The organism is Flavobacterium sp. 22659 (assembly GCF_052044235.1).
GTDB lineage: Bacteria > Bacteroidota > Bacteroidia > Flavobacteriales > Flavobacteriaceae > Flavobacterium > Flavobacterium johnsoniae.
Genome location: NZ_JBQEMU010000026.1, coordinates 57170 through 70412, shown reverse-complemented (window position 1 = coordinate 70412; position 13243 = coordinate 57170). Strand labels below are relative to the sequence as shown.

The window sequence follows — 13243 nt, the reverse complement described above, 5'->3', positions numbered from 1 at the left end:
GTCACAGTTAAAAATACTAAAAACTGAAAACTGCGACTGAAAACTTTTTTATCTTCCCATATAAATCAAAAGCACGGAAATATCACTTGGTGATACGCCGCTGATTCTTGATGCCTGAGAAATTGTAACAGGTCGAATTTTGCTTAATTTTTGTTTTGCTTCAATCGACATTGATTTAATTTTATTGTAATCGAAATTCTCCGGAATTTTTACTTCTTCTAAACGATTTAGTTTATCAGCATTATTTCTTTCTTTTTCGATATAACCAGAATACTTAACTTGAATTACGGCTTGCTCAACAATTTCTTCGTCTAGATTATTTTCTTTGATATAAGAATCTACTTTTTCAAATTTCAGCATATCCTCTAATTCAATCTGCGGACGAGAAAAAACTTTAAACATTTTATCGCCTTGTGAAATTGGTGCCGATTCTTTTTCAATTAAAATTGGATTTGTTTCTGCAACTGTTACACTTGTTTCTTTAAAGAAGGCAACCATCTTTTCAGACTCGTTAAGTTTATGCTCCATTCTTCTCATTCGATCTTCAGAAGCTAAACCAATTTCGAACGACATTGGTGTCAATCTGAAATCAGCATTATCTTGTCGCAGTAAAGTTCTATATTCTGCTCTTGATGTAAACATACGATAAGGTTCTTCTGTTCCTTTCGTAATTAAGTCGTCGATCAAAACTCCAATATACGCTTCGTCACGTTTTAAAATTAACGGCGCTTTTTCATGCACTTTTAAATGCGCATTTATTCCGGCCATCAAACCTTGCGAAGCTGCTTCTTCATATCCTGTCGTTCCATTAATTTGTCCGGCAAAATATAATCCTTCGACCAACTTGGTTTCCAAAGTATGTTTCAATTGTGTCGGCGGGAAATAATCATATTCGATTGCATAACCCGGACGGAAGAATTTCACATTTTCAAAACCGGCAACAGAGCGCAAAGCTTTAAACTGAATATCCTCCGGAAGCGAAGTTGAAAATCCGTTTACATAAACTTCGCAAGTATTCCATCCTTCCGGTTCAACAAAAAGCTGGTGACGTTCTTTATCTGCAAAACGATTAATCTTATCTTCGATCGAAGGACAATATCTCGGACCTAAACTTTTTATTCTTCCGTTGAACATTGGTGAACGATCAAAACCTTCTCTCAAAATATCATGAACATTCAGCGACGTGTATGTCATGTAACAAGAACGTTGTTGCGTTAAAGGTTTTGTCAAATCAGAATATGAAAACTTATCTGGTTTTGCATCTCCTTTTTCTTCGTTCATTTTAGAATAATCCAAAGAACGTCCATCAACTCGTGGCGGCGTTCCTGTTTTCATTCTTCCAGCTTCAAATCCGGCTTTCACTAAATCTTCGGTAATTCCGGTTGCAGCACTTTCGCCTGCTCTTCCTCCTCCAAATTGTTTTTCTCCAATATGAATTAATCCGTTCAAAAAAGTTCCGTTTGTCAACACAACCGATTTGGATCGAATTTCAACTCCAAGCGAAGTTCTAATCCCTTTTATCTTTCCGTTCTCGATTATCAAACCTTTTACCATCTCTTGGTAAAAATCTAAATTTGGAGTTCCCTCCAACATCATTCTCCATTCTTCTGCAAAACGCATTCGATCACTTTGAACTCTTGGCGACCACATTGCTGGTCCTTTTGATTTGTTCAACATCTTAAACTGAATTGCAGTTCGATCTGAAACAATTCCGGAGTATCCTCCAAGCGCATCGATCTCACGAACAATTTGTCCTTTTGCAATTCCTCCCATTGCAGGGTTGCAAGACATCTGGGCAATGTTCTGCAAACTCATTGTAACCAACAAAGTTTTGGATCCTAAATTTGCGGCCGCTGCCGCGGCTTCAGATCCTGCATGACCAGCACCAACTACAATAACATCGTACTCTTCTAAAAACATTTTGTTTTATTATTCTCTGCAAACCGTTTAAGGCAGTTCTCAGAATTAACTTTATTTCCTTTTTGTTCCACGTGGAACGAATCTTTTAATTTCAATCTCAGAAAATCCAAATTCAAAAACTTGAAGTTTCAATTCAATGTTTCAAGTTTCACGCTTTACAGCGTACACTGAAAACTATATTTCAATTCCGTTTTTCCATTCTTTTTACAAAGTAAAACGAAACGAAAAAATTAAAATCAAACTTAGAATTTGGTTCCACATGGAACCAAATTAATATCAAAAAACATCGAAACATCAGATTTAAAACATTTCTCAAACAAAGCTCAAAACAATTTTAAACCCAAATTCATTTATTCTAAATTCATTTTATTCGTTCCACGTGGAACGAAATATTTAAAAATATATTCTCTAAACAATATCTTGATTATTTATAAATATCAAAACTGTTTCACGTGGAACATATTTCTTTACTTAAAACGAATTAAAAATTTCTATAAACTGTTCCACGTGGAACTTATTTTAAAAATTAAAAACTGAATTCTTTTATTCTGTTTTATGTTCCACGTGGAACGAAATTCTAAAATTAAGACTCAATAATTAAAAACGTTTCACGTGGAACATGATATATTTAGCTTTAAAAATATGTTTCACGTGGAACATATTTTTTTTATAGATATTTAATTACTGTTCCACGTGAAACATTGCAATTTTTTCATCTTCTTTCGAACGCATTAGTTCTGCATCCGCATCACTTTTATCTTTGTATCCACAGTAATGTAATATACCGTGAGTGAGAACACGTTTCAATTCTTCTTCAAAAGAAACATTAAAATCTTTAGCGTTGTCCTCTACTCTTTCAATAGATACAAAAATATCTCCGCTTATTTCGTTACCAACTGTATAATCAAAACTGATAATATCAGTTAGTGTATCGTGGTTTAAATACTCAACATTTATTTTATGCAGGTATTCATCATCACAAAAAATATAATTTATTTCTCCCTCATTCTTCTTTTCAGATACAATAACAGCGCTCAACCAATCTGTAAAAGCTTGTTCATTGTCTAAAGAAAATTCGGTTTCGTAATTAAAGTTTATCATTTTGTATTAAAATATTCTTGAACCTTTTGATTAAAATTCGAGCGCAAAGGTAGCGATTGTCTATTTAAAATTTCTACACTATTTAAATAATCAGTTAATGAGCTTGGTAGAGCATTTGAACGATTAGAAAATTCAGCCTTGTTTGTTTCAGATTGACGCTTCGTATCTTGACCTTGTTCCTGAACTGCATTGTTTAATTTTAATAGTTCTTGCTGAATATTTAAAATTCTCTGCAGGTTCTCATTCTTAAATCCTTTATTTAAAATCTGTTTTTCTGAAGCTTTCATTTGTTCTATTGCAGATCTTCCTTGAGCATCTAATCCTTTTTTAGCTAATTCTTTTTGTAAAGCTTCACGAAGTTTAACCTGCTCTTTGTAAATCTCCATTATCTTTTCAGCATCTCCTTCTCCATCTTCGCCTTCATTTCCATCCTTTCCTTTTCCACCTTCTTTACTTCCTTGTCCATTTTTACCCTGACCATTTTTACCTTCTTTACCATTTCCTTCTTTTCCTTGACCGCTGTCCTGACCTTGTTTTCCTTCTCCACTTTTTCCCTGCTGACCACTTCCTGATTTGTCTCCGGGTTTCATTCCTTCTTTCATTTTATCAGCAAGACCTTTTTGTTTTTGAATAATATCTGGTAATTGCATCCCTTGCCCATCCCCTGGTTTTGGTTTTCCAGTTCCTGGTTTAGACATTTGCATCTGCATATTATTTAAAAGATCACTTAAAAAATCGGCTAATTTGTTGGCAGATGAAACAGCATATTGCTGATGTGAAACTCCTTTTGGGATTTGAACATCGGTTAAAACTTCAATTGCTTTATCCATATTATATTGTACGTTGCCAATTTCCTTCGTAACATCTTCAGCTATTTTTGGATTTCTAAGAGACATTGCAAACAAACTATCATCGACATGACGGAACTGTTGTTTTAAATTCTGCTGAATTTTTATGTTCTTTGTATAGGCTGAAGAACCTAATTTCATCGATTTAAATTGTTTCATAACATCTTCCTGAGATAATGAAAAAGCTAAAAGGTTATCCAGAATCTGACGAAGCATGGCAACATCTTCTTCTAATTGTTCTTGTTCTCCGCCTTCCATACTTGAACTCATTTGCTCTGCCATAGACTTCATTTTCTTTGAAGCACTTTTTTGTTTTGGCTTAGCCGAAGAAGTATTCTTTTTATTTAATTCTTCTGAAGCTTTATTCAAATCATTCTCTAAGTCTTTTTCTTTAGAAGCATCTTTAGGAATATCCATTGGAGATTTTAAAGTATTGTTTTCGTCTTTCAAATCTTTAAGATCTTCTTTAATTTTATCAAATGATTTATTGATATCGTCCTGCTTCTCTTTTGTGTTTTCTGCATCTTTATTAGAAAGCTGTTCTTGTTTTTCGGCTAACTTATTTAGCTTCTCTGCAACCTGCTCTGCTTTCTTTTCTACATAAAAACGTTTCGTTAATTCAACTAATTGTTCTAAATTACGAGATTGGTTTTTGCTGATTTGTTTGAACTTTTCCATCTTATCAAACAACTCATCGCTGTTTAATTTATCATTTAAGTTCTTCAACTCATCCATCAATTTTTGATTTTTCTCTAAATCTTTCTCGGCATTATCTAAACGTTTTTGTAAATCTTCGGCAGTTTTATCTTTCTTATCGGTATTGTATTTATCTAAATTCTTGTTCATTTTTTCAGCAAACTGCTTCATCATTTCGTCTTGCTGTTTCTGACGTTTTATAAAATCATTTACTTTTTGCTGATCTTTAAACTCTAAATTATCTTTTTCTTTTCCGGTATTTTTTAGTTTATCCATTTCAGAAAATTGCTTTTCCTGATTCTTTAATGATTTAGATAAACTATTAATGTTAGCATTTTGCTGTTGCAGTTCTGCATCCTTAATTTCATCTGTAGTAGCAACTCGGTCTGAAAACGTAGAAGATTTTGTACTCTTAAATCCGTGCAATGCATCGTTATCAAAAACCTCAAAATAGTATTCATACGATACTCCTTCTTCAACAGCAAGATTACTTGGAAAGTTAAAAACGAACTGATCAAATACTGTCTGCTTTACAGGAATGGTTCCTCGTTTTGCAGTTTGTGGTTTGCCATGTTCGTAATACACTATCTGCAATTTTGATAAACCGTAGTCATCACCAAGTCTTCCTAAAACATAATTCTTATCTAATTTTAAACTATCCGGAGCTGGCGAAACAGTGATTGTTGGATGCTGATCTTTAATAACTGACAGCTGATAGTCTAATTTCTCGTAGTTTTTAACCTTATTATTCGAAGTAAGGATTTGATATTCTGTATTTTGATTGATATTTTTAGCTAATTTAAACTCGTTTTCGGCCTTATTAAACTTCAAAATTGAGTTATCATCTTTCCAAACTACCTCTTGAGTTGACTGCGTTTTCATTTTCCAGGTTACAATTGTTCCTTCTGGTACGATTGCATTTCCAGTTCCCTGAATCGTTTCTGATTTCTTTTTTAGGTAAGATGGAAAATTCAAAACCATTTCGAAGTTGGCAATTGATGGAACTGTAATAACTTTTAATTCATATTCATTTGATGAAACTGAATTTCCTTCAAATGAAAACTGAACGTCTGATGTAGGTTTTTCGATCTTGAATTCGAACTTTCCGGTTTGAGAAGATTCCATAAAATAGCTTTCGTTACCAATATGGATCATTACATTTTCTGGAACTACGTTACCTTCTGTTTCAACTTTTACAATAAAATCTTTGTTTTGTTCTGTTTGAAGTTTGTCATTTAAAACCACAAATTTGAAAGGAGCCGGCGGTAAAAACGAAGCATTAAAATGTACTACTCTATTAAAACTCTGAGAAATTATATTGCTGTTTCCAGAAACAAAAAAGACTGCAAACAACAAAACCGGAATCAAAGCTAATGGTAAATACTTCTTGTTTGATTTGTAATTGATGGCATTTCCAAATGGAATTGGCTGTAATGAATTTGCTTTTTGCTCAATCGAAGCCAACATTAATTCTGAACTTTCAGCAGAATTTTCGTTTGAAGAAAGCTGTAAAAAGTTTGTCAGCTTATCACTTACTTCTGTAAAATGATTTCCAATAATAGCTGAAGCCTGATTATAATCGATTCCCTTTTGAAGTTTGAACAACTTAAAAATTGGAAACAAGATAAAACGAAACAACAGAAAAACTTCTACCGCAATAAAAATCCAGAATAAAAGGGTTCTTCCTAATGGTTTAAGCCAAAGAAAATACTCTATAAAAAGTGTAAACAGGAAATACAAAAGTCCAAAACCAATAAAAAGAAGTCCTCCTTTTATCAATTCATTCATATAATATTTCTTTATAAATCCTTCTAACTTCTGATATATTGCAGATGATGTTTTCAAAATAAAATCTCTTTTAATTATAACCCATAAAAGTAGTAATTATAACGATAAGTCTGAAAGTCAAAAGTCGAAAGTCAAAAGTTTAGCACACAGCTAAAAACCTTTCAGACTTTCGACTTTTGGCTTTTGACTAATATCGTATCTTTGCAACAAAATTTAAACAAAATGTCAAAGCAAGTTCGAGTGCGTTTTGCACCAAGTCCGACTGGACCATTACATATTGGCGGAGTTCGTACTGCCCTATTTAATTATTTATTTGCAAAAAAACATAACGGTGTTTTTTATCTGAGAATTGAAGATACAGATCAGACACGTTTTGTTCCAGGTGCTGAAGCTTATATTATGGAAGCGCTGGAATGGTTAGGAATATCTCCTGAAGAAACTGTTGGAAAAAATGAAAAATTTGGTCCGTACAGACAAAGTGATCGTAAAGATTTATACCAAAAATATGCAGATCAATTGATCAATTCAGGCTGGGCGTATTATGCTTTTGATACTCCTGAAGCTCTTGATGCACATAGAAAACAACACGAAGCTGAAGGAAAAACATTTATTTACAATCATCACAACCGTGAAAAATTAGATACATCTTTAGTAATTTCTGCAGAAGAAACTGCTAAAAGAATTGCTAATGGAGAACATTATGTGATTCGTTTTAAAACTCCGGTTGATGAAACTTTACATTTAAAAGATATCATTCGTGGTGATGTTAAGTTTGAAACGAACTTGCTTGATGATAAAGTTCTTTTTAAAAGTGACGGAATGCCGACGTATCATTTAGCGAATATTGTGGATGATCATTTGATGGAAACTTCACATGTTATTCGTGGTGAAGAATGGCTGCCATCTATGCCTCTTCACGTTTTATTATACAGAGCTTTTGGCTGGGATGCTCCGGAATTTGCACATTTACCTTTGATTTTAAAACCTGTTGGAAACGGAAAATTATCGAAAAGAGATGGTGATAAATTAGGATTTCCGGTATTTCCATTAGAGTGGAAAACGGAAGAAGGCATTTCATCTGGATACAGAGAGAAAGGATTTTTCCCGGAAGCAGTTGTAAACTTCCTTGCTTTGTTAGGATGGAATGATGGAACTGATAAAGAATTATTTTCTCTTGAAGAATTAGTTGAAGCTTTTGACTTAAACCGAGTTCATAAAGCAGGAGCAAAATTTGACCCTGAAAAAAACAAATGGTTCAATCACCAATATTTAATCAAACAAAATGATGCTGATTTAGCAAAGAGCTTCTCTCCTATTTTAGAAGAAAAAGGCTTCTCTACTCCGCTTGAAGTGACAACTCGTATTGTTTCTTTGATTAAAGAAAGAGCTCATTTCGTTTCTGAGTTTTGGGATTTAACTGATTTCTTTTTCCAAGCACCATCATCTTATGATGAAAAAGCAAGTAAAAACTGGAAAGAAGAAACTCCAGCTTTAATGAAAGAATTGATTTCGGTTCTTGAAAATATTGAAGATTTTACTTCTGCAAACATTGAAACTATTGTAAAAGAATGGTTAACTAAAAACGAAATTGGAATGGGTAAAGTAATGCAGCCTTTCCGTTTAAGTTTGGTTGGAGCTCTTAAAGGTCCTCACCTATTTGACATTGTAGAAATCATTGGAAAAGAAGAAACTATTTCTAGAATTCAGAAAACAATTGAAACTTTATAAAACAAAAAAGCTCCCAAATTGGGAGCTTTTTTTTAGTCTTTAAATAGAAGAACTTTGTAATACTCTTTATTATCTGTTTCAACTAACCAAGTTCCCTGATCAGAAAAAACAGTTTCGAAATAAACTGCATTTCCCTTACTTGGAATTGTTTTTAAATAGCTATCCATCGTTGGACTAAGATCCATAGCAACAAACGAAACAGGAGAAAATGCTTTATTCTTCAGATCTCTTTTGTCATAAGTATTATTAACGAAAGCTCTGGTTCTAGCGAAACTTGTTGTATTATTATAATCTACTCTATTCATTTTTAAAACATTACCGGATGTTTTATCAACGATTGCATAATTGGAAAATTCAGTTGCTTCATTTACAGAATTAGTGAAAAGAAGTTTCCCGTTGTATTCAAATAAATTAAGATTAAAGTATAAACCACAACATAAACCTTCAAAATATTTATCTTTCATAGGATTAATAGATTCCCATATTTTATTTCCATCTTTATCAAACTTAAAAATATAAAATCCTACAGGATCAAAACCTTTATGAATTCTAGATTTCTTATTGGTATAGATTCCATAAACATACATATCGCCATTTTTAGAATCTTCGTAATAATTATTGACTGCCTGTACATCCCAAACAAAATTGTCAACATAACCTGCACCACAGGAAGATAAAACAAAAAAGTTATCCTTTAAATTTAATTTCAGTGCTACATCTTTGATCTTCTTACCTTGAATATCATAAGTAGTTTTATAAATAGTAGTTTCATTTTGCTCTTTTGAAAATGATTTCGTTACCAAATCAAAACTATTATTTTCTTTCATTTTACAAGCAAAAGTAACTGACCCAGAAGATTCAAAAAATAATTTTCCCTTTAGTAAATCAAGTTTAGTAGTTTCTAATTTGATTCTATCTTTATGCTTAGATTTAATATCAAAAACCTCTAAAAAAACTTCATCTTTCTCAAAATTAATCTTATCCTTACCTTTCTGATTTGTAAAACCTAAATCATAAGAGTCATTAAAAGAATTAAAAAAAAGAGTATGAGAATATCCATCAAAATAAAATCTATTGTTAGGATTTACAACTCCAAAATAACGAGCATTAATATTTTTAACTTCATCATTTGTAAAACTGTTTGTGTAAACATTATTTAGATAATATTTTCGATCAGATTTAACAGATATTTTATCACCTCCAAATGCTTTAAAAGAATTTTCAGTTAAAGAAAATGTACAATTTGCTAATTTTTCATTTTCAAACAAAGTGGATTTAGTACCACTTTCATCATAACTATAGGCAGATTTAGTCATAAAGAAAATGGTTTCAGATGTGACAGCAAATAATGGTAATGTCTCTCCTTTAAAAATTACGAACTTTTTTGAATTCGGTAGATATCTATAACTAATTGGTTCACTCTTCTTCTCATACTTTTCTTCAACAATAACAGTTTGAGCTGACAAAAAAACAGAAGAAAATAAAGAAATACTAAGTAATAATCTTTTCATAAATTTATTTTTGATTTAATATTAAAATCAAATGTAGAATAAAATTTAACAAATAAAATCACCTAAATAAAATATTATTAAACTACATATCTTTATATAATTCGTATTTTTAGAAAATTATAAAACATAAATTATATAACCATGAGTACAGCATTTATTATCTTTTTAGTATTGGCATTCTTCATTTTCATGTCGTCTTTCTTTACAGTAAAACAGCAATCTTCTGTAATTATCGAAAGATTTGGAAAATTTCAGAGTGTTAGAAATTCAGGATTACAGCTTAAAATTCCGTTGGTTGACAGATTGGCCGGACGTGTAAATCTTAAAATTCAACAGTTAGATGTTATCATCGAAACTAAAACCAGAGACAACGTTTTTATTAAAATGAAAGTTTCTGTTCAGTTTAAAGTTATTCAGGAAAAAGTATACGAAGCTTTTTATAAACTGGAATATCCACATGATCAAATTACTTCTTATGTATTTGATGTCGTTCGTGCCGAGGTTCCAAAACTAAAATTAGATGACGTTTTTGAAAGAAAAGATGATATCGCAGTTGCAGTAAAACGTGAATTGAATGAGGCAATGTCTACTTATGGATATGACATTATCAATACATTAGTTACAGATATTGACCCGGACATTCAGGTAAAAAATGCAATGAACAGAATCAACGCCGCTGACAGAGAAAAAACGGCTGCAGAATTTGAAGCAGAAAGTTCAAGAATTAGAATCGTTGCTAAAGCAAAAGCTGAAGCAGAAAGTAAACGTTTACAAGGTCAAGGTATTGCAGATCAGCGTCGTGAAATTGCAAGAGGTCTTGTAGAAAGTGTTGAAGTTTTAAACAGTGTTGGAATTAATTCTCAAGAAGCTTCTGCCCTAATTGTAGTTACTCAGCATTATGATACTTTACAAGCAATTGGAGCTGATGCCAATTCTAATTTAATTTTGTTACCAAATTCTCCACAAGCTGGAAGTGACATGTTAAATAATATGGTTGCTTCATTCTCAGCATCAAACCAGGTTGGTGAAATGATGAAAAAGCACAATAAAAAGATAGAGAAACCAAAACCTATTCAACCGCAATCTGGTTATGAAGATGACATTCAACCAGATGTTCATTCATAATTTTAAAATAAAAAAGAGGCTTAACTGCCTCTTTTTTTATTTATAAACCAGCCAATTACATAAGGTAAAATGGATTGTAAAATACTTGTATAAGAATTTGAAAAGTAATCTGTGTAAGATGAAACGAATCCGTTTACAATATTTTGTGGTGTAATGCTTTCTTTAGTTTTCTGAAAACTCAAAACTAATTTTTGATAATTGATATCTTTTTCAAGTTTTAGAATTTCTAAATCTCTGTCGATTTCAGCGTAAGACGAGTATTTTTTCTTTTCCATAATCATTAATCGTTAAAAAATATTTCTGAAAATTTCTCTAAAATCGGACCTTCAACAATCTTATCTTTTATCAAGAAAAGTAAAATGGTAAATAAAAGATAGATCCCTCCTACTGCTAAAAATCCTAAAGCATTGCTTCCAAATAAATCTCCAAAAGCATACGCAGCTGCAAAAGATCCAAAAAGTAAAACCATATTAAAACACAATAATATCAAAGTAAATTTGAAAATTAAAGTTGTAGATTTCATGGCTACTTTAAAACCCCAAAGTTTGTAGTAAGCTAAATGACTATCTATATAAACTTTAGTCTGATCCTGAATTTTTTCAGTATTTTCTCTTAACTCTTGAAATGCCATAATTAGTTTTTTAAATAAAAAAAAGCACAAAACTCTCTTAAAAATAAGCAAGTTATGTGCTTTTGTATTAGATATTATTTTTGAAGTTTAGCGTTCTGCGCTTTTAAATCAGCCAATTTAGATTCTAAAAAAGTGATCACTTCTTCTGTTTTATGACTTACATTTGAAAGTAAATCATTCAAAGTTCCGTCAAGATTTTGCGTTGCATTTGTAAACTTTTCACGAAGTACTTCAGAACTTGCTTCAAAAGAATCCTGCAAATTATGTTTTGCATCATCAATTCCTTCTTTAATTTTAGCTCTCGTTTTTGATCCTTTATCCGGAGCAAATAAAATTCCTATTGCCGCTCCTACTGCAGCACCAGCCAAAATCGCTGCAATTGTATTTGAATTATTTGACATGATATTTATATTTAAAGTGATTAATAAAGATACTTCTTTTTTAAAATGCTAAACTTCAAAATTTAAAATTTAACAATATAATTAATACACATACGAAACTGCTTCATACTTACCATCAGCTTTTTCAATAATACTCACAAAAGGATAACCATTTGAAGCTGACTTAGATTTGATTCTCATAGCAGTCTGTTTTTGATTTGCAATTGGCGGTTCACCTTTTGTCCTTGTTGAGACACCTGTAAAACTAGCAGCCTGTTTCAGTCCTATTGTCTTTTCCTGAGGCAAAACAGTTACCATTTTGTAATCGTCTTTTGAATCTACTATTATCTTATCTGAAATTTTCTGAGTTTGTTTGGTTTGTTTATTAGTAATTTGAGAAACAGCATATTTGCTAATTTTAACTTCTTCAGAACTTCCGTTCAAAGAATAATAAATTAAACCATTTTCGTTTTTAATGAAATTAACATCTAATTGTTCCCCATTGTGTTTTGTAATTTGATGTGTTTGAGAAATTGCAATATTTGCAAATAACATCGCCAGCGTAAAATATAAAATTTTCATGATAATTGGATTTTAAGTTTAATAATTAAAATTTGTCAGATTGAATTACAAAAACAATAATGACCTAAAACTAATGCTATGGAAATTTCATAATTATGAAGTAATTTGAAAAATACCTTTTACGCGAAATATTATCAAAACCACATCACAATAAAAAACAGAACATAAAATTGTCTTTTCAAGAATTCAGGTTTGAATTAATAAATCAAATAAAAAACTGTCTTTTTTAATTGTAAATAATAATCAATTTAGAATCTCTTCGGAAATATCAATTTTCTATAAAATCATCTCTGACTTTTGGTATTGAGTTAAAAATAGCAACTTTATAAACAATTGTGTGTTAACAAGCCGTTAAACTGACAAAAATAACAGCAAAAAGTTAAATAAAAGCTTTAAATAAACAATAATTCAAAAAATGAGTTATCTATTTACCGTTTTTAAAAAGCGTCTTAAAAACGATTTATGGAGGTGAAAATTGATTTATAAAAACTATTATTTTTTATTTTATAATCAATTATATTAATAATAAGTAAAAACTAAATTATAATATTTATCAATTAGTAAAATCTATAAAGTAATAAGGAAAAGTAAAAACATTAAAAATAAGAAAAAACTTAATTATTTATTCTTTATAAAAGATTGAAAACAGAGATAAAAAAATTGTAAAAATCTCTATTAAACGAAAAGTTAATCCATTCATTATTTCATAAACTAAAAGATAAAATTTTAAAAATTAAAATAGAATATAAAATTTCAAAAATTAATAGTTTTTATAAATAATAAATAAAACAATATAAAATTACAATATATTATCATTAAAATTTATAATATAAAACATTCTCTAGAAAAAGATAGCTTAAAATTATAAAAACTTAAATAAAGAGATTTAATCAATTAATATTTAAAAAATGAATTAGTTATCCATAAAATTTT

At 30.6% G+C, this 13243-nt stretch carries 10 protein-coding genes; 2 read left to right on the top strand and 8 right to left on the bottom strand.

Features of this window, described 5'->3' with window-relative positions:
* Positions 1–48: 48 nt before the first annotated feature.
* From mnmG to ACTJIW_RS21015, 3 genes are all read right to left on the bottom strand, one after another.
* Positions 49–1920 carry a tRNA uridine-5-carboxymethylaminomethyl(34) synthesis enzyme MnmG gene (gene mnmG / locus ACTJIW_RS21025; protein WP_012023089.1) on the bottom strand — a complete coding sequence of 624 codons (1872 nt, stop codon included), beginning with the start codon at positions 1918–1920 and terminating at the stop codon, positions 49–51.
* 681 nt (positions 1921–2601) lie between these two features.
* Entirely contained in the window at positions 2602–3021 is a 420-nt protein-coding gene (ybeY, locus tag ACTJIW_RS21020) for an rRNA maturation RNase YbeY (protein WP_440716446.1), read from the bottom strand.
* Complete coding sequence (locus ACTJIW_RS21015; RefSeq protein ID WP_440716445.1) at positions 3018–6410, bottom strand: hypothetical protein; 3393 nt, start codon at positions 6408–6410, stop codon at positions 3018–3020. The genes ybeY and ACTJIW_RS21015 overlap by 4 nt, the downstream gene beginning before the upstream one ends.
* Positions 6411–6575: 165 nt before the next feature.
* On the opposite strand from ACTJIW_RS21015, the gene gltX reads away from it, so the two are divergent.
* A complete protein-coding gene (gene gltX / locus ACTJIW_RS21010) occupies positions 6576–8081 on the top strand; it encodes a glutamate--tRNA ligase (protein WP_440716444.1) in 1506 nt (501 codons plus the stop codon).
* 32 nt (positions 8082–8113) lie between these two features.
* On the opposite strand, the gene ACTJIW_RS21005 is transcribed toward gltX, so the two are convergent.
* Entirely contained in the window at positions 8114–9592 is a 1479-nt protein-coding gene (locus ACTJIW_RS21005; protein WP_121362732.1) for a hypothetical protein, read from the bottom strand.
* Between the two features lie 141 nt (positions 9593–9733).
* Here ACTJIW_RS21005 and ACTJIW_RS21000 point away from each other — a divergent pair, with 141 nt between their 5' ends.
* Positions 9734–10717, top strand: coding sequence for an SPFH domain-containing protein (locus tag ACTJIW_RS21000; protein WP_012023093.1), 984 nt, complete (start codon positions 9734–9736; stop codon positions 10715–10717).
* Between the two features lie 20 nt (positions 10718–10737).
* On the opposite strand, the gene ACTJIW_RS20995 is transcribed toward ACTJIW_RS21000, so the two are convergent.
* From ACTJIW_RS20995 to ACTJIW_RS20980, 4 genes are all read right to left on the bottom strand, one after another.
* On the bottom strand, positions 10738–10992 hold the full coding sequence (locus ACTJIW_RS20995; protein WP_073410280.1) for a DUF6327 family protein: 255 nt from the start codon (positions 10990–10992) through the stop codon (positions 10738–10740).
* 5 nt (positions 10993–10997) lie between these two features.
* Positions 10998–11348, bottom strand: a complete 351-nt coding sequence (locus tag ACTJIW_RS20990; RefSeq protein WP_440716443.1) for a competence protein — start codon at positions 11346–11348, stop codon at positions 10998–11000.
* Positions 11349–11422: 74 nt separating this feature from the next.
* Positions 11423–11749, bottom strand: coding sequence for a YtxH domain-containing protein (locus tag ACTJIW_RS20985; protein WP_073410281.1), 327 nt, complete (start codon positions 11747–11749; stop codon positions 11423–11425).
* A gap of 81 nt (positions 11750–11830) precedes the next feature.
* Entirely contained in the window at positions 11831–12310 is a 480-nt protein-coding gene (locus tag ACTJIW_RS20980) for a hypothetical protein (RefSeq protein ID WP_012023097.1), read from the bottom strand.
* Positions 12311–13243 lie beyond the last annotated feature (933 nt).

What these genes read in the sequence shown, in the direction of transcription:
- mnmG (WP_012023089.1), bottom strand. Translation starts at nt 1,920, where the DNA reads ATGTTTTTAGAAGAGTACGATGTTATTGTAGTTGGTGCTGGTCATGCA.
- ybeY (WP_440716446.1), bottom strand. Translation starts at nt 3,021, where the DNA reads ATGATAAACTTTAATTACGAAACCGAATTTTCTTTAGACAATGAACAA.
- gltX (WP_440716444.1), top strand. Translation starts at nt 6,576, where the DNA reads ATGTCAAAGCAAGTTCGAGTGCGTTTTGCACCAAGTCCGACTGGACCA.
- ACTJIW_RS21005 (WP_121362732.1), bottom strand. Translation starts at nt 9,592, where the DNA reads ATGAAAAGATTATTACTTAGTATTTCTTTATTTTCTTCTGTTTTTTTG.
- ACTJIW_RS21000 (WP_012023093.1), top strand. Translation starts at nt 9,734, where the DNA reads ATGAGTACAGCATTTATTATCTTTTTAGTATTGGCATTCTTCATTTTC.
- ACTJIW_RS20995 (WP_073410280.1), bottom strand. Translation starts at nt 10,992, where the DNA reads ATGGAAAAGAAAAAATACTCGTCTTACGCTGAAATCGACAGAGATTTA.
- ACTJIW_RS20990 (WP_440716443.1), bottom strand. Translation starts at nt 11,348, where the DNA reads ATGGCATTTCAAGAGTTAAGAGAAAATACTGAAAAAATTCAGGATCAG.
- ACTJIW_RS20985 (WP_073410281.1), bottom strand. Translation starts at nt 11,749, where the DNA reads ATGTCAAATAATTCAAATACAATTGCAGCGATTTTGGCTGGTGCTGCA.
- ACTJIW_RS20980 (WP_012023097.1), bottom strand. Translation starts at nt 12,310, where the DNA reads ATGAAAATTTTATATTTTACGCTGGCGATGTTATTTGCAAATATTGCA.